A 15667-nucleotide genomic window follows, 5' to 3' on the forward strand; every position below is an offset into this window, starting at 1 on the left:
GTTTGGGGTGGGTGGGTCCGAGCGGCTGGCAGTCCGGCTCCGAATCCGGCGTCGAGCCGGGTCACGGCGAACCCGGCGCCAGCGAGCACCGTCTGGACGACATCTTCCGTAGGCGGGCATTGCTGTAGACAGGGCGCGCCGACCCCACCTGCCGGGCCACCTGCAGTAGCACGGGCTAGCGTGCACGGAGGGTTGAAGCCCTTGGACAAGGACGGGCAGCCGTTCCAGATCCCGCTGTACCGGCGGGACGGCGAGTTGGTCGTCCCGGCCACACCCGCGGGCTAGCTCCGCAGTGCAGAAGCGTCGCCGACTCGCAGTATGCGCGTACATATCCGGATTGATATGAACCACCGTCGGGACGGCGCTGCGGCGCGGCAGGATCGTGGACCAAGGCGGCGTCGCGGCAAGAGGGGCGGGGGTTGTTAGAAGCGGCCGATCTCCGGCCGCTGGTGGTCCGGGTGACCGGCGGCATGGTCGCTGTGTGGCTCGATCCTGCGGCGAAAGCTGCACGGACCCGTGGAAGGCTTCCGCCCGGCCAGCGCGCCGCGGCAAGGATGGGGGCCAGCCTCAGACAGCGCGAGCGAGGACACCCAGCGGGCGAATCCAAGCGGGGGCGGCGTACCCGTCCAGCACCCGACCGAAGCCACCGACCCAGCAAAACGTCCAGGCCCGCCTGCGCCAACCCTTCTTGATCAAGACCAGATTCGGCGCGCTCGGCCGACCCATATCGCCCTATAGATCGCCCCGAATCAACTGACGCTCATCCCAGTTTCTGCAGAATCCCAGGTCAACGCCCATTCGTCGACACCATCACGAGGAAAGCCACAGCTCAGAGCCCATAAGGCTCTTTGTCCCAGTTTTTGCAGAACCCCAGTTCAATGGCATCAGAGAGAAGTCAGCGACTTCAAAACTGTTGGTACGACACAACCGAGCAGGACCGAGCAGCACCAGCCTCCGACCCGGCGCAGCGGGCGGGCGGCCGGTAGCGGATGTCCCCACGGCTTCACCGGTCTACGACACCCCTCTTCGGCGTGAAGGCGACACCGCCCTTCAGCGACGCCGAGCTCTGACCAGCACGAAGCCGAAACCGACCGCTGAAAACAAGTGACGCCCAGACACCGCGACCCAAAGGTCGTTCATCACCAGACCACGCAGAAAATCCCACCCAGCGTCACCCGCCAATTCCTGGGTGGCGACACCAAACCGAACACCGGACCAGGACGACGGCCAGGGCCGCCCCGAGATGGCCGGACAGGCCGGGCACCCCTGGGCCAGGACAGCCGGTCCGGGCGCAGCAGCGGGGCGCGGCGCCGGGCGGTGCGGGGCCTTCGGCCGGGGGTGGGGCCTGGCGGCCCCTTGGCAGGGTGGTCCTCGGTGTCGCCTGCGGCGTCACCGTGGACAGGGTCGCCTGCGGCTCTCGGGGAGCCTGGCGGCCCCAGGGGGTGGGGCGAACCGGTCCGCTGACCGGCGACCGGCCGTGCCCGGCGCCCGGGTCCTCGGTGGCCGGGAACGAGGTGCGCAAGCGCGGCCGTCCACCGTGGTCGGCCGTGCTGGTCGCAGTCATCGCCGAACGGCTGCGACCAGCACGGTGGCACTGCTCTCAGTGGACGCAGAACTCGTTGCCGGCCGGGTCCTGCAGCACGGTCCAGGTGAGGCCCGGGACGCTGTGCTCGCCGACGACACTCGCACCCAGAGCGACCAGCCGCGCCACCTCCACCGTCAGGCTCGTTCCGGGCGCGGCAGCGAAGTCGACGTGCACCCGGTTCTTGCCCCGCCGCTCCTCGGCCACCCGCTGGAAACCCAGTGCCACCGGCTCGGCCTTGACAATGACGAAGTCGCCGTGGTCCTGGGCGATCTGCCCTCCCAACGCAGTGGCCCACCACCGGGCCAGCTCCTGCGGTTCCGCACAATCCACCGTGATCATCACTGCCGCCAGATTCATGATCGTCACCCTAACCACGGCCACCGACAACCGACGGCACCGAGCAGGGCCGGGGTGGGCTCCGGCTGCGCCGGGCCGTGGGGAGAGCAAGTGGTGCTGGCGTGCTGTCGCGGCGCGGGCCGAGGAAGGGGGATCCGGGGGCTCCGGGCTGGGAACGGACGGCGACAGCGGTCCGAGCCGGACAAGGGAGGCGACAGCACCTGGGCAGGGCCTGCGGCCCCGGCAGAGGCCGACGAACAGGACGACCGCGGAGCAGGCCCGGGGCGAGAAGGCGGCGGCCGAGCAGGGCGCAGCAGGCCCGGGACGGCGGCGCAGCAGGCGGGCAGGCTGAGCAGCGGGGCCAGGGCGGCGCAACCTGACTGCTGGCAGATCAGCCGGATGTGCGCCGCCCGTCGGCGGTGTGGGCGGTGTCCGGTCACTCGCCCTTGAGCTGCTGCACCAGGCCGAGCCGGTCGATGACGGCGTGCCGCTCGCTGATGCGGTCGCCGACGAAGCGGAACAGGGCGAAGGCCTCCGTGCTGACGCGCTTGCCTGTGGCCGGGACGCCCATCAGCGGGCCGGTGTGGGTGGCCGTCATGCGCCAGCGGACGACGACGTCGTCGCCCTCGCCGAGCAGGTCGAGGATCTCGAACGACGGGTCGGTGTGGGTGGCGTGCACCTCTCGGATGGCGTCTTTGAAGCCCTGAGGGCCCCGCACGTTCTGATGCTTGCCCTCGCTGGTGGCAAAGTCCGCGGTGAACAGCTCGTCGGCGACGTCCACGTCGCCGGCTTCGAGGGCCTTGTAGAGGCGGCGGACGGCGTTCTTGCGGTATTCGACGGTGGTCATGGGTCCCCTCCCGAGACGGATCCGAGCGGATCGCCGAGCGACTTACTGAGCGATCCATCAGTAAGTTAACCTGCTCCTGAGCGATTACTCAAGAAGTCGGGGCGACAGGGAGAGACGGAGGCCGGAGATGGCTCAGGCGCGAAGCGGTCGGCCCTCGACCGGGGTGCGGGAGGCGCTGCTCAAGGCGACCGAGGAGGCGCTCGGGGAGGCCGGGCTGGCGCTGTCCACCAAGGAGATCGCCCGCCGGGCAGGCGTCGCGGAGTCGAGCATCTTCTACCACTTCGGCGACCGGCTGGGCCTACTCCAGGCCGTCATCGGACTGCACCTGCCCGCGTTCGCCGACGCGACGGCCGTCCTCGGCGCGCCGGAGGGTGCCGCCGGGCCCGCGACCGCCCCGGAGGCCGCGGAGGCCGACCCCGGCGCCGAGCTGGAGGCCGACCTCGCCGCCCTGCTCGCCCGCCTCGAACGGTTCTACCGCCGGATCATGCCGATCCTGGGCGCCGTCCAGTCCGACGCCCAGCTGCGCGGGTTGCTCGCCAAACGCGGCGGCGAGGTCGGCCCGCACCTCGCCCTCGGGGCGGTCGCCGACGCCGTCCGGGCCCGCCAGGCAACCGGCCGGCTCCCTGCCGCGCTGGACCCGTCCGCCGCGGCCCTGCTGCTCGTCGGCGCCGCCCACCAACGGGCCCTGCACGCCCACTTGCTGGGGGAGGCCGCAGCCCGCTTCCTGCCCCCGGTGGCGACCGTCGCCTGCACCCTCGCCCGGGCCTTCCGGTAGCGCACCACGCCGGGTCCAGCCCGGGCCGGCTAGCGGCCCCTTTGGCGCCGCAGCTGATCACAATCTGTAGCCAACGCGCGAGATCGCCAACCGTCGCTGACCTTCGCCAACTAGCGCTGACGGTCTCAGCCGCATAGCGCCTGGTCAGACCCGCAACACTGCCCCGTGTTGCACCCCAGCGCAACACCGCGTTGCACCTCCCACCCGGCCACCCGGCCGCTCGCCACCGGCCTCCGAGCACCACGAGGACCAGGCCGTCGGGAAGGCCGACCTTCCCGACCGCCGCCACGCAGCAGCAGCCGCGGCCCCGCCCCCGCACCCCGTCGCACCCACCTGTCACGCCCAGACCACACACAGGGGAACAGGGGCATCCGCCCACGTCACACCACACGACAGCACCCCAACGCGACAGGCAACGCGGCAGCACTCACACCGCCCCGGACCACACCGGGAAGGCCTCCCCGGCCGGCCACCACCAGAACAGCCTCTGAGGCGGCCTGACGGCCACCCAGCCACCCAGCGAAGGACGCAGCGGCGGGCACGGCCCGGACGGCGGCACGGGGCCTGTGCGGCGGCGCAGAGGACCCAGACGGCCACCCCGGACAGGGCGGGGCCCGGACGGCGGACACGGGACGGCAGCCGCCGAGCACGGGGCCAGCAGACCCGGCCGACAGCGGGCCCGGCCCACAGCGAGGCGGTCCCGGAACGGACGGCACAGCGGCAGGGCACGGCGTCGGCCGGCGGATCTTGAGGGTGCATCAACGAAGGTTGACCGCTACCGGCACCCCTATCAGGGGCGTTGAAGGAGATACGCCCGATGGTCAGACAACGCGTAGCCGCGGCCCCTGGAGAGCTTCCAGCTCCTCAACAGGGGTGTCGGAGGTGGCTTCTGCCGCCTGCTTTGCCGTGTCCTGGTCCGCAGAGCGGAACTTCGTCTTGAGGTGCGGCGTCACCTTCATGGTCGCGACGGTGAGCGCACCGCCCGCTACTGCGGAGACCGTGACAAGCCCGGCGACGGCTCGTCTCCCGTTGAGCAGGTCAGCATGGCCGACCAACTTACGGGCGCCGTCGCGCAGGAGCGTGCTGTACCCGCCGCTCGCCGAGTTCGACAGGGCTGTCCCGACCGCGCGCTTCACCAGCATCAGTTCCCAGACCGAGCCACCCCAGCGAATGTTCATAAGGCCACTGTAGGAGGCTCCGGGGAGAGGAAGCGGCGGTTTCGCCCGTATCTCCTCCGCCCACCTACCAGCCCACGTTCTTGGCCACCTCACGGCCCCGGACGGCGGCACAGAACCAGGCCAGGCACAGCAGGCCCGGAACGACGGCGCAGCATGGCGGGCACGGCCCCCGGCGGGGACGGCGGCGCCCGAGCAGGGGCGCAGCAGACCCGGACGCCCCACCAAACCGAACACCAACCCCCAGCTACCTCAATTCCGACTCCGAATTCACACCACACCCGGCAGCCAATCCGCCAAAACAACCAGATGGAATTAACGGCGGAATTCACCCACGAAAACAGCCCACAACGCCCCACTGGCCCCGAGCCACCCCACCCCGCCACCACACAAAGTCACCACACCCCCCGACAGCGCCAACAGGCACAACCAAAGGTCCAGACAACACGCCACGAGAGGCCATTCCACACCCACCACAACCAACAGGTCACACCCCGCCCTTCGCTGGGTAGAGCTTGGCGTGCAACACGCGGTCCTCCCACCACGGGTCATCCGGGATGGAGACCAGCGTGGCCACCAGCTCGCGTTTGGTCGGGGCGGGGAGCACCAGCGGGCCCAAGTCCTTGACGGCACGGTCCTGTTCGCACGTCGGGCACTCCAGCCGGTCCGGCCGGGCCTTCTCCCGCAGCTCCAGCAGCGAACCCTCCTTCCCGCCGATCGAGCCCCGGCACGTCCAGCACGGGCGCACCGCGGCATTCACCGTGCGGGCGGCCTCCAGCCGCTCTTCGGCCTCCCGCTCCAGCCGTTCCACGCGGTCCTGGTGACAGGACCAGCAGCAGCCACCGGGGCGGCGGACCGCACGACAGCGGACGACGCGGGACAACCAGGGAACGGCCAGGACGCCCGCTGCACGGCAACGGCGACTGGAAGCGGCACAGTGCGGACGGGAGGACGGCCGGGCGGATACGGCCACGGCCACGGCGGGACCGTGCAGCAGCAGCCGGACGGCGGCCGAAACGAACGGCGGACCGTGCAGCGGCCGGAACAACGGCTTGGCGACTACCCGGTGGAGCGCAGCGGCCCCGGGCGGGGACGGCGACCAGGCGGCAGCCGGAACGGGACGACGGCGGGCGCCCGGCGGGGCGCAGCGGCCCCGGACCGCGGCCCCGCAGCCGCCAGTCGTGGGCTGATGCTGGCAGCGGAAGCAGCGCGGCAAGCGGAGGACGGCGGCGTCGTGCAGGCCTCTGCGCATCCGGCGCAGGGTGGAGAGCCGGGCGGGGCCGCCGTGTTCTCGTTCGTACGGGAACACGGCATGGCGCGGGCGGGTTGGGGACGATCATGCGCATAGGCGAGATTGAGATCCTGCCCGTTCATGACGGCACCGGCGTGGAGACGGCCCGTGACATCCTCGGGCGCCCCGGGGTGGCCGACCCCTGGGACTGCCATGGCGAACACCTCCGCCCGGACGGCACTCTGGAGCTGCCGCTCGGCGGCTTCTGCGTCCGCACCGGCGACCGGGTGGTCCTGGTCGACGCCGGCGTCGGCGCCCACGACGACGGCCGGTACGTCGGCGGCGGCCTGCCCGACTCGCTCGCCGGGTACGGGATCGCCCCGGAGGACGTCACCGACGTCGTCTTCACCCACCTCCACTTCGACCACATCGGCTGGGCCTCGTACCGGGGCCGGCCGTTCTTCCCGAACGCCGCCTACCGGCTCCACCGCGCGGACTGGGAGCACTTCGTCAGCGGCGGCGGCCCGGCTGCGGACGGCCGGGCCGCCGCCGCCCTCGCCCCGGTCGAGGAGCGACTGGAGCTGTTCGACGAGGACTTCACCGTCGCCCCCGGCCTCGACGCCCGGCACGCCCCCGGCCACACCCCCGGATCCACGGTCTACGTGGTCTCCGGGGGCGGGCGCCGGGCGCTGCTGCTCGGCGACGTCGTCCACTCGGTGGTCCAGCTCTCCGAGCGGGACTGGCAGGTGGTGTGGGACGTCGACCCGGCCGCCGCCTCCGCTGTCCGCAACCGGATCGCCGACGAGGCGGCGGACACCGACGACGTCCTGGTCGCCGCGCACTTCCCGGGCCTGCGCTTCGGCCGGGTGGTGACCGTCGACGGGCCGCGCCGCTTCGTCGCACTGTAGAGCTCCCGGCCGACGGGCGGTGGGTTCCGTGGATTGCTGCAGCGGTCGGCGGCCTGTACTTCCACCTCGCCCACCAGAAGCAGTGATCATCGGACGCCCGATCTCGCCGACGCCTTGGAGGCCTTCGCCGATCATGCCGTCGTCCCCGGCACCGCCGCCGGGGACGACTTGGGCGACCGGCTGCCGGTCGCCGCTCGCCGCTCGCCGTTGCGTACGTGCCCGAGGCGGCCCCGGTACGGCTGCTCGGCCGCTCCGGCGTGGACTTCACCGAGCGGTTCCCTGAGGCCGCCGACGCGCTGACGGAGGATGCGCTCCGGCGTCCCGTCCTTCGCCGCGCTGCAGGGCCGGACGGAGGCGCGGCCGAGCAGGCCTTGCACCCGCCCGGCCGCAGCCGGCCTCTCCGGGCTACGAGAGCTGCTCGGCGTAGGCCTGGTCTGCGGCGTACCGCTGCATCGCGAAGATCCGGAGGACGGCGCGCGACGCCTCGGGGTTCGATTCGACCAGGTCGCGGAAAGCAGGGCCGGGGACGGAGAGCGCGGTCACGTCGGTTAGCGCGAGCGGGGTGGCGTCACGGCGTCGTGATGCCGTGACGCCACCGAGTGGGGGCTGAGCTGGGGGTATGGGGCTGGTGCCGCGCCGGTGGGGTGGGCGCGGCACCGGTGGTGGCGGGTGGTTCAGGCGCCGAGGCCGATGTGGGAGACGTAGGTGTACGCGCCCCAGTCGGAGTCGAGGTCGCCGATGATGTCGTCCCAGATGTCTTCGAGGGCGTCGGCGTCGCCGGTGGTGAGGGCGTCGACGGCGTCGTCCCAGACGTAGCGGACCTGGAGGGGGCGCACGCGGAGGTTGTCGCGGCGGCGGGGTTCCTCGACCACCTGCTGGTTGATCGGGTGGATCTCCACTTTGGTGCCGCGGCCGCCGTTGTTCAGGTGGTCCTTGAGGATCTGGGGGTTGGCCAGGACGTTGCGGGCGCGCAGCGTCCAGTAGGCGGTGTCGATGGCTTCGAGGTTGACGGGGCGGGGGTGGCGGGTGCCTTTGGTCCAGGCGCGCAGGGTGGCCGGGTTGGCGCTGCTGCCGGCGTCGGCGAGGGCTTCGGCGAGCGCTTGGCGGCCGCCCCGGTGTTCCATCAGGTAGCGCATGCGGGCCATCAGGCCGCGGCGGGTGGTGGGCGGGGACTTGATGCCGCCTTCCACGATCATGCGCTCGATGGCGTCCTCCAGGGCGCGGCCGAGGGCGATTTTCCCGTGGACGTTCCCGGGGTCGTCCGCCGCGCCGTATTTTCCGAAGTTCTTCCAGCCGTCGGTCGACATTTTCTAGGCGCTCCGGTTCCGGGTGCGGGGCAGGGTGTACTGGCCCTTGAGTTTCAGCTGCGTCGTGAGGCGGCCCTCCTCGAAGACGCCGCCGTTGGCCTTTCGCCATTCGCCGCCGGTGACGTGCAATTCGTCGGTACCGCGCAGCGCGACAATGGTGAGTCCGGCCTTGTGGGCACGGTGGGATTTGTACCAGAGGTTCGCGAAGGCCTGGGAGCGGATGATGTGCATCCAGTCGGGGCGGCGGATGTCGCGGTTGTAGGTGGATTCTCCGATGGTCGAGGCGAATTTCGCGTACATGGCCTTGACGTATTTCTCGGTGACCGTGTCGCCGTCGGCGATGGCGTTTTCCCGGGCCTGGGTGAGGACCCGGCGGAACTTCTCCAGCAGGTTCTCGGAGGCGCCGGACGTCCAGGCCTCGGTGATGTGCGGGGCGCCGGCCAGGCCCAGCTTGTGGCAGCGGATCAGCAGCCGCACGGTGGCCTCGTCCAGGAGCACCGGCCCGGTCTCGCGGCGGTTGCCGATCGGGTCGGGCAGGTGCGGGTGATCCCAGGTGGGGCGCTGGGGCAGCAGGTAGACGCCGGAGCGCTTCGGGTCCCAGCCGCCCTCGGGGCGGTGCTGGAGCGCGCCGATCGGCAGGTGCGTCTTCAGGGCGGAGCAGTAGGCGGCGTTGGTGTCCAGCACGTCCACGTCCACCGGGTCGGCGCCGGCCTTGAGAGCGGCCATGAGTGGGGCGTTCTCCCACTTGTGGCGGCCCTCCCAGATTTCGTCGGCGCCGTTCCGGGATTTCTTCGACAGGAATTCCAGGCGCTCCGGATAGGCGGTGTGCTCGTACGCGGCACCGACCCGGGTCGCGTCGAACAATTCCATCGCGGCCGGGATCGCGCGCTTTTCGAGCGCGGCGCTGGCGGCTTCGACGTCGCCGTCGTGCTCTTCCAGGGCTCGCTCGACGGCCGAGGTGATCATGTCGAGGTAGTAGCCGAGCTCGCGGCCGGTACCGGCGTATTCGCGGGCACGCGCGGACGACGCCGCACCCGGGCGGGGTGCAGCGAGCGGCATCGGGGCGGCGGGCGCAGGGGCGGTCTCGACGCCGGCGGTCGGGGTGTCGAGGGCGGCGATGGGGGGCGGCTGCTGGACGGTGGCCTGGGCGGGCGGGGCCGCCGAAGTCGCGGGGGTGGCCGGGACGGGGCCGGAGGCGGGGGCAGCCCCGGGCGTGGGGGCGCACCAGCCGCCGAGGTGGAGCGGGTGGCCGCCGATCCGGTACGCCACCGGGCGTCCGCACTGCTCGCACGGCGCAGCGGGGTGGAGAACGGGTTCGCGGTCCGGGCCCCGGTCGTAGTCCGCACCGACAGGGACGGCCGCGGCGACGGTAGGCACCGGAACGGGGGCGGAGGCGGGGGTGGGTGCAGCGACCGGAGCGACCGAGGTGGTCGGAACGGCCGGTGCCGCCGAGGTGGGCGAGGCCTGGTCGGCTGCAGAGGTCTGAGTCGTGGTGGCGTACCCCGTGGGGGGCGCCCAGCCGTCCGGGATGGGTGTCAGGGGCGTGTAGGGCTCCATGTGTCGGCGGGGTGTCTCGCGCCGTGGCGGGTCCTGCCTGGGCGCCGGGGTGGCGGTGGGTACCGGGACCGGGGTGGGGGCGGCGAAGGCTGTCGGGACCGGTGCCGCGTCCGACTGTGGTGCTGGTGCGGCGGTGCCGGGGGGCCAGGTCAGGTGCTGGGCGGCGTGGGTGGGGCCGGCGAGCAGGTCGAGTGGTCGCATGCCCCAGTGGCGGGCCAGGGCGTCGACCTCGTCCAGGGACCAGGGCTGGGCGCCGGACTGACGGCGGCTGACCTTGTCCTGGGTCAGGTCGAGGGCGGCGGCGAGTTCGCGCTGACTCTCGCCGGTGCGCTGCCGGATCGCGGCGATGGTGAGCCGCAGCGTTTCCAACGTACTGAGTGCCATGCACGGCATTATATCAATTTGGCATGGATATTTTCCATGAGATATGGCTGATTCGCTAATCTGGGTGTTCGGTAGCGCGGTTCCGAAACGAGCGGACGAGTCAAGCTCGGGGCTGGGCTAGGCGGCGGTGTTCTCCGCCCGCTGGCCGACGGCCCAGGGCCGGTGAGCATGGGGAACGGGGGAACACGCGTCGTCGGCCGCCTTTCTCCGGAAGGCTGGGGTCATGGTTTCCGGGTTTTCCGTGTGTCGACTCTCCCCGGGGAGACGACCTTCTCGCTTCTTGGACCACCGATCCCCGCCTCTGCGCGGCGATCGTCGACCGTCTCACCTTCAACGGCACCATCATCGCGACGGGCACCGACTCCTACCGCCTCGCCTCGACGCGGGCGCGGGCCGAGGAACCGGCGAAGGCCGGCTGAACGCTGCTTGCCCTTACTCGACGCTCCTCCGCCCGAAGGGCGGAGGAGCGTCTCCGCCTTTCGACATGTTCCATTACGATCCCGTCTGCGGCCCAAGCTCCTCGCCCGGCGGGATGAAGGTGTGCTGCACTCCCTCAACGCCGAGCTGACGGACACGGGTATCTACGTCGGCGCTCTGACCATCGCGTCCCTGATCGCCCGCAGTGAGGTGGCCGCGGCGGCCCAGGCCGCTTTCAAGTCGGCCGACGGCCCGCACTTCCCGGTCGCCGACCCGGACGACCTCGCGGAGCTCTACTGGGACATGTACACCAAGCGCGACCGCGTCGAGCAGTTCTACCCCGAATCGCTGACTCCGCGGCCCCCCGCGTAGAACCCGCGACGCCAGCAGGGCGCCTCGGGCCGAGGGCCTGCCAGGGCGGTAGGTACCCGAAGCCGATTCCGCAGCCCCGGAACCACGACCGGACCAGGCGGCCAATGCGACTTGGCCGCCTGGTCCGGCCGTTTTCGCGGAACACGACCTCACCACGCCGAAGCGACCCGTACCCCGAGGCCGGCCATGAAGTTCGGAGTGGCCAACTGGAGCACTCAGTCACAATTCCGGCGACACGGCGGCCGCTGGAGCGGGTGCTACAGCTCGACGTCCATCCAGGCGATGTCGTTCAGTTCGACGTCGAGGCCGCGGGCGCGGTGCCCGTTGTCCTTGAAGTAGTGCTCGCGCAGGCCCTCGGCGAGGATCCGCCCCTGCTCGTCCTGGCTGGCCCCGGCGTCTCGGGCGGCCTAGAGCCGCTGGGCCACCGAGCCGGGCGTCTTCTGGGTGATCGTGCGCTGGCGCGGGTCGTCGGTGGAGCCGCCGGCCCCGCGGTAGCCGAAGGTCGCCTGGATGTAGAGCCGTTCTTCTCGGCGTCGCGGCCTACCCGCTGCTTCACCCGCGGCTGCCAGCCGTCGCCGACCTTGGTCCCGATGGCCTTCTCGGCGGCCGGCTTCGGGTGCCCTGGCCCTTGAGCCAGCGCTGCACGGCGCGGTGAGCGGGTCAGCCGAGCGAGACCAGACGCGCGCCCCCGTCGGTCTCGATGATGGTGCCGGTGAGGTTGGCATTGGTGGCGGCCAGGGCCACGACCTCGGCGATCTCCTGTGCCGAGGCGATGTGGCGGACTGGCAGGGCGGCGGCCGCCTGTGCGAAGTACTCGCGCTTGGCGTCCTCCGGCAGGCCGTTCCACCAGGGCGTGTCGACGAGCCCGGGAGAGACGGCGTTCACCCGTATCGGAGCGAGTTCCGCAGCCAGCGGCCTGATCAGGGCCTCGACGGCGCCGTTGAGGGCGGCGATACCGGCGGTTTCTGACATGCCGGTCCGCGCGGTGATGGCGCTGAGCAGGGTGATCGATCCCTCCGGTGTGAGTTGCGGTAGTACCGCCTGGATCGTGGTGAGGTACGGCCAGAACCCCGCCGCCCGTCCAACCGCGTCCCGGCTGTTGCCCACACCGGACGGTGCGAGGGTCTGAGAAATATTCTTCGGTCGTGTCGATCTGTGGCTGCGCCGTTCGACCTTGGGCTGAGAGGGTCGAGGGACGATCCCTGATCAAGGAGGCCGACGATGGCGAAGTACATGCTGATCATGCGGGGTACGGACGAGTCGATGGCGAAGATGACGTCCACGCCGTTCGAGGAGATGCTCGAGACCGTGGGCCGCTTCAACGAGGAGCTGATCCGGGCCGGCGTGCTCGTGGCCGCCGAGGGCCTGGACGACCCGTCGCAGGGTGTGGTGGTGGACTTCGCCGGCGAGACGCCGGTGGTCACCGATGGGCCGTACGGCGAGACGAAGGAGCTGTTCGGCGGCTTCTACCTGATCGACGTTGCCTCGAAGGAGGAGGCGGTCGAGTGGGCCAAGCGTCTGCCGGCGGTCCCCGGTTCGAAGTGCGAGGTGCGCCGCGTGCCGGGCATCGACGAGTTCCCGCAGGACAACGAGTGGATCGTTAAGGAGCGGGCGTGGCGCGAGCGGACCGGCCAGCTCTGATGCCGGAAGCAGTCGACGGCCCGCCGGTCACGGAGGCGGCGCGGCGGGCCGTCGAGGCCGTCTGGCGGATCGAGTCCGCGCGGATCGTCGCTGCCCTGGCCCGCTACACCGGGGACTTCGCGCTCGCCGAGGACGTCGCCCAGGAAGCGGTCGCGGAGGCGCTCGTCGCCTGGACGCGGGACGGCACGCCGGCCGACCCGGTGGGCTGGCTGTTGGCGACCGGGCGGCGGCGGGCCATCGACGCCTTCCGCCGCAGGTCGGCGCTCGACGATCGGTACGCCCTGCTGGCGGGCCCGCTGGCCGAGGGCGAGTTCAGCCCGGGCGCGCAGGCCCCGTCCGCGGTGCCGGACGACCTGCCGTGGGATCCGGACCGGGTCGACGACGACGTCCTCGCGCTCATGTTCATCGCCTGCCATCCGGTCCTCTCACCCGAGGCCAAGGTCGCGCTCACACTGCGCGTGGTGGCCGGCCTGTCCAGCGAGGAGATCGCCCGGGCCTTCCTCGTGCCCGTACCGACCGTCCAGGCCAGGATCACCCGCGCCAAGAAGACGATTACCGCCGCCCGCGTCCCCTTCGAACTGCCGCCCCCCAAGGACCGGTCGGCGCGGCTGGGTGCCGTCCTGAGCGTCCTGTACGTCATCTTCACCGAGGGCTCCACCGCGACCGCCGGATACGACCTCCTACGCCCGGATCTCGCCTACGAGGCCGTCCGATTGGCCCGGACGCTGACCGCCCTGCTGCCGGGCGAGCCAGAGGTGCACGGGCTGCTCGCGCTGTTCGAGCTCACCGCCGCGCGCTTCCCGGCGCGAACCGGCCCGGACGGGAAGGCAGTGCTGCTGGAGGACCAGGACCGCCGCCGATGGGACCGCTCCGCGATCCGCCGCGGCCTGGCCGCCCTCGGCCGGGCCTCCGCGCTCGGCCGGGGTCTGGGGCCGTACGGTCTGCAGGCCGCGATCGCCGCCTGCCATGCAACGGCGCCCTCGGTGGCCGAGACCGACTGGGAGTGCATCGTGCTCCTGTACGAGGCGCTCGGCCGGGTCGCCCCGTCACCTGTGGTCGAGCTCAACCGGGCCGTGGCCGTCGCCATGGCCAGTGGACCGGGCGATGCACTGGCCCTGGTCGACGACCTGCTCGTCTCCGGCCCTCTGTCGGGCTCGCACCTGCTCCCCAGCGTGCGCGGCGAGCTGCTGGTCCGGCTCGGCCGCACCGCCGAGGCCCGCGCCGAGCTGGAACTGGCCATCCGCCTGTGCAACAACGCCCCTGAGAGAGCCGTGCTGCTGGGCAAGCTGGCCGCCCTGGACTGATGGCCCGATACGGACGCCGCACCCCGCAGCCGACCGGCACCGGCTACCCCCGGGTTACTGGAGGAGGCGGGCGGAAGAGATCCCGTCTGCGCCCGTCGAATGCCCGGCCAGCGGTCGGACACCGACCCGGCTGCCGACGATCCGTAGGTGCTGCGGGTCGCGGCGGCCTGGACCGACGCCGCCGCGCCGCGCCGGCCGCGGTGTTCGCCGCGGCCGCGGTCCTGCTGCCGATGGTCCCGTTCGTGGCGGACAGTCCGGGAACGGCCACCAGCCTGCGCTGGACCTTCGCCGTGATGGCCGCAGTCTCCCTCGCCACGATCCGTCAGGATGCCGCGGCGCAGGTCAACGAGGTCTTCGGCCGCGCGGTCCCTCGGGGCAAGTGACACCGCTCACCGACCGGGCTGGCCCGCTGTCCGGGCCCCGGGCGCGCAGCGGGCCTGTCTCCGGTGATGGGGTCAGCGGGCGTGGGTGACAGTGATCGAGGGGTTGTCGCAGATGGCGGTGATGCGCTGGATCGCGGTGCATTCGGCAGGGTCGACGCTCAGGCCCCACCGGCTCTTCCGGCCCCGCCCGTTCGGCCTGGCCGCAGTGCTGGTGGTCGCCGTTCCGGACATGCCCGGCTGCCCGCACCCGGTCCTGCTCTCGCGCCCCCGATCTCCCACACCACCGCCCTGCCGAGCCCGGACCCCGCCCTGCGCGAAGCCCTCGCCGGTCTGCCCGCCGCGGTCGACGAGATGTGCGGCCCCTTCACCCTGCCCACCGACGTCCGGCGCTCGCTCTCCGCGATCCGCACCGAAGCGATGGCCGCCGACCCGGACCTGATCGAAGCGATGCGGGCCGCGGCGCTCCCCACGGAAGAACCCGTCCGTCGCTCCGCCCGGGGTCGCGAACGCACCGACAGTCTTCCCGCCGTACGGACCGCCCGGCGCAACGCCGCTCTGCGCACCCTGCCGACGGCCCGACAGGCCCGCTGGCAGGTCCCCGAAGCGACCGCCCGGGCGGTTGATGCGGGTGCAGGCCCAGCGGATGCGGTGCTTGAACGTTCGCGCGCTCGTCGCGATGCTGGTCACCTTGGACGAGGAGGCCGACTTCCTGCACGAGCAGGCCGAGGACTTCTTCGACCGGCACCCGGACGCTACTGTCAAGCGGCCGCCGCCACGACCGGCCGCCCCGCGGCGGATCCGGGCAGTGCGAAGCGCCGCAGCAGCTCACGTGCCGAGGGCCTGCCGAGGGAGAGGCGCACGAGGAGGTAGCCGAACAGCCCGCCCAGGGTGTTGGCGAGCAGATCGTTGATGTCGACGGCGCGGCCGTTGTTGAAGAGCACGTACGACAGCAGCTGCGTCGACTCGATGCACAGGCTCGTCAGCGCGCTCACCCCGACGGCCCGGAGCGTGCTGCTGACGCGCGTGAGGAGAGGCAGCATGACGCCGAGCGGCACGAACATCAGGATGTTGGGCACCGCGGTCATGTCGGCGGTGACCAGAGGAACGAAGTTGATCTGGTTCCACCACGGCATCTGGTTGGCGTACGTGCCCCAGGTCACCTCCAGGGGGAAGACCGTGATCGACAGCACGGCCGCCGCGTAGAGACACGCGGCGGCGCGCAGTACCACGTGCCGGCCCGTCCAGCCGGGCCGCGCACGGTGGTGGCGCACGGCGGCCACCGCGAGGAAGGCGGCGAGGGCGGGGCCCAGGACGTACGTCGCTTCGATGGTCAGGTTCACATTCATGCGTCAGTCGCTCCGGGGTCCGACGGGGTATCGGTGGCAACCTTCCCGGACGCCGGTCACTGTGCGGATCCCGCGAAAGACAGGTTTCTCGGGCGATAC

Annotated in this window: 17 protein-coding genes and 1 pseudogene; 8 read left to right on the forward strand and 10 right to left on the reverse strand. The window is 71.7% G+C overall.

The features are described 5' to 3' along the window. Nucleotides 1-1600: 1600 nt before the first annotated feature. A complete protein-coding gene (locus ACZ7RU_RS11135) occupies nt 1601-1942 on the reverse strand; it encodes a VOC family protein (protein WP_470340617.1) in 342 nt (113 codons plus the stop codon). 415 nt (nt 1943-2357) lie between these two features. Beyond that, on the reverse strand, nt 2358-2768 hold the full coding sequence (locus ACZ7RU_RS11140) for an ester cyclase (protein WP_387760677.1): 411 nt from the start codon (nt 2766-2768) through the stop codon (nt 2358-2360). Nucleotides 2769-2895: 127 nt separating this feature from the next. On the opposite strand from ACZ7RU_RS11140, the gene ACZ7RU_RS11145 reads away from it, so the two are divergent. After that, nucleotides 2896-3543: a helix-turn-helix domain-containing protein gene (locus tag ACZ7RU_RS11145; protein ID WP_470340618.1), complete on the forward strand. Its 648-nt coding sequence runs from the start codon at nt 2896-2898 to the stop codon at nt 3541-3543. An 821-nt stretch (nt 3544-4364) separates the two neighbouring features. On the opposite strand, the gene ACZ7RU_RS11150 is transcribed toward ACZ7RU_RS11145, so the two are convergent. Both ACZ7RU_RS11150 and ACZ7RU_RS11155 read right to left on the reverse strand, forming a co-directional pair. Next, nucleotides 4365-4721: a hypothetical protein gene (locus tag ACZ7RU_RS11150; protein ID WP_470340619.1), complete on the reverse strand. Its 357-nt coding sequence runs from the start codon at nt 4719-4721 to the stop codon at nt 4365-4367. Between the two features lie 484 nt (nt 4722-5205). Beyond that, entirely contained in the window at nt 5206-5529 is a 324-nt protein-coding gene (locus tag ACZ7RU_RS11155; protein WP_470340620.1) for a hypothetical protein, read from the reverse strand. A gap of 527 nt (nt 5530-6056) precedes the next feature. Between ACZ7RU_RS11155 and ACZ7RU_RS11160 the strand changes: the two genes are divergently transcribed. Then, on the forward strand, nt 6057-6857 hold the full coding sequence (locus ACZ7RU_RS11160) for an MBL fold metallo-hydrolase (protein ID WP_470340621.1): 801 nt from the start codon (nt 6057-6059) through the stop codon (nt 6855-6857). A 405-nt stretch (nt 6858-7262) separates the two neighbouring features. Here ACZ7RU_RS11160 and ACZ7RU_RS11165 read toward each other — a convergent pair whose 3' ends face one another. The 3 genes from ACZ7RU_RS11165 to ACZ7RU_RS11175 all read right to left on the reverse strand — a co-directional run bounded on the left by ACZ7RU_RS11165 (nt 7263) and on the right by ACZ7RU_RS11175 (nt 10105). Then, on the reverse strand, nt 7263-7400 hold the full coding sequence (locus ACZ7RU_RS11165) for a hypothetical protein (RefSeq protein ID WP_470340622.1): 138 nt from the start codon (nt 7398-7400) through the stop codon (nt 7263-7265). Nucleotides 7401-7531: 131 nt separating this feature from the next. Beyond that, the gene (locus ACZ7RU_RS11170; RefSeq protein ID WP_470340623.1) at nt 7532-8164 is read right to left on the reverse strand and encodes a hypothetical protein; all 633 of its coding nucleotides are present in this window, start codon (nt 8162-8164) and stop codon (nt 7532-7534) included. A gap of 3 nt (nt 8165-8167) precedes the next feature. Next, the gene (locus ACZ7RU_RS11175; RefSeq protein ID WP_470340624.1) at nt 8168-10105 is read right to left on the reverse strand and encodes a helix-turn-helix domain-containing protein; all 1938 of its coding nucleotides are present in this window, start codon (nt 10103-10105) and stop codon (nt 8168-8170) included. Between the two features lie 284 nt (nt 10106-10389). On the opposite strand from ACZ7RU_RS11175, the pseudogene ACZ7RU_RS11180 reads away from it, so the two are divergent. From ACZ7RU_RS11180 to ACZ7RU_RS11190, 3 genes and pseudogenes are all read left to right on the forward strand, one after another. Next, nucleotides 10390-10524: pseudogene (locus ACZ7RU_RS11180) on the forward strand (IS21-like element helper ATPase IstB); the annotation flags it as partial. 121 nt (nt 10525-10645) lie between these two features. Beyond that, nucleotides 10646-10894, forward strand: a complete 249-nt coding sequence (locus ACZ7RU_RS11185; protein WP_470340625.1) for a hypothetical protein — start codon at nt 10646-10648, stop codon at nt 10892-10894. 254 nt (nt 10895-11148) lie between these two features. After that, nucleotides 11149-11526, forward strand: coding sequence for a hypothetical protein (locus ACZ7RU_RS11190; protein WP_470340626.1), 378 nt, complete (start codon nt 11149-11151; stop codon nt 11524-11526). 28 nt (nt 11527-11554) lie between these two features. Here the strand turns inward: ACZ7RU_RS11190 and ACZ7RU_RS11195 are convergent, their stop codons facing one another. Continuing rightward, complete coding sequence (locus ACZ7RU_RS11195; protein ID WP_470340627.1) at nt 11555-12001, reverse strand: SDR family oxidoreductase; 447 nt, start codon at nt 11999-12001, stop codon at nt 11555-11557. A 114-nt stretch (nt 12002-12115) separates the two neighbouring features. On the opposite strand from ACZ7RU_RS11195, the gene ACZ7RU_RS11200 reads away from it, so the two are divergent. From ACZ7RU_RS11200 to ACZ7RU_RS11210, 3 genes are all read left to right on the forward strand, one after another. Further along, entirely contained in the window at nt 12116-12535 is a 420-nt protein-coding gene (locus ACZ7RU_RS11200) for a YciI family protein (RefSeq protein ID WP_470340628.1), read from the forward strand. Continuing rightward, nucleotides 12508-13839: an RNA polymerase sigma factor gene (locus ACZ7RU_RS11205; RefSeq protein WP_470340629.1), complete on the forward strand. Its 1332-nt coding sequence runs from the start codon at nt 12508-12510 to the stop codon at nt 13837-13839. The genes ACZ7RU_RS11200 and ACZ7RU_RS11205 overlap by 28 nt, the downstream gene beginning before the upstream one ends. Before the next feature lie 242 nt (nt 13840-14081). Further along, nucleotides 14082-14222 (forward strand): hypothetical protein, encoded by a 141-nt coding sequence (locus ACZ7RU_RS11210; RefSeq protein ID WP_470340630.1) that lies wholly within the window; start codon nt 14082-14084, stop codon nt 14220-14222. A gap of 72 nt (nt 14223-14294) precedes the next feature. Here the strand turns inward: ACZ7RU_RS11210 and ACZ7RU_RS11215 are convergent, their stop codons facing one another. Both ACZ7RU_RS11215 and ACZ7RU_RS11220 read right to left on the reverse strand, forming a co-directional pair. Beyond that, entirely contained in the window at nt 14295-14909 is a 615-nt protein-coding gene (locus ACZ7RU_RS11215; protein WP_470340631.1) for a hypothetical protein, read from the reverse strand. Between the two features lie 71 nt (nt 14910-14980). After that, nucleotides 14981-15568, reverse strand: coding sequence for a VanZ family protein (locus ACZ7RU_RS11220; RefSeq protein ID WP_470340632.1), 588 nt, complete (start codon nt 15566-15568; stop codon nt 14981-14983). Nucleotides 15569-15667 lie beyond the last annotated feature (99 nt).

It is taken from the genome of Kitasatospora sp. NPDC114501 (genome assembly GCF_055633695.1).

Excerpts from the sequence above, each read along its gene's own strand:
- ACZ7RU_RS11220 (WP_470340632.1), bottom strand. The coding sequence starts at position 15,568 with ATGAATGTGAACCTGACCATCGAAGCGACGTACGTCCTGGGCCCCGCC.
- ACZ7RU_RS11170 (WP_470340623.1), bottom strand. The coding sequence starts at position 8,164 with ATGTCGACCGACGGCTGGAAGAACTTCGGAAAATACGGCGCGGCGGAC.
- ACZ7RU_RS11140 (WP_387760677.1), bottom strand. The coding sequence starts at position 2,768 with ATGACCACCGTCGAATACCGCAAGAACGCCGTCCGCCGCCTCTACAAG.
- ACZ7RU_RS11175 (WP_470340624.1), bottom strand. The coding sequence starts at position 10,105 with ATGGCACTCAGTACGTTGGAAACGCTGCGGCTCACCATCGCCGCGATC.
- ACZ7RU_RS11200 (WP_470340628.1), top strand. The coding sequence starts at position 12,116 with ATGGCGAAGTACATGCTGATCATGCGGGGTACGGACGAGTCGATGGCG.
- ACZ7RU_RS11135 (WP_470340617.1), bottom strand. The coding sequence starts at position 1,942 with ATGAATCTGGCGGCAGTGATGATCACGGTGGATTGTGCGGAACCGCAG.
- ACZ7RU_RS11150 (WP_470340619.1), bottom strand. The coding sequence starts at position 4,721 with ATGAACATTCGCTGGGGTGGCTCGGTCTGGGAACTGATGCTGGTGAAG.
- ACZ7RU_RS11160 (WP_470340621.1), top strand. The coding sequence starts at position 6,057 with ATGCGCATAGGCGAGATTGAGATCCTGCCCGTTCATGACGGCACCGGC.
- ACZ7RU_RS11145 (WP_470340618.1), top strand. The coding sequence starts at position 2,896 with ATGGCTCAGGCGCGAAGCGGTCGGCCCTCGACCGGGGTGCGGGAGGCG.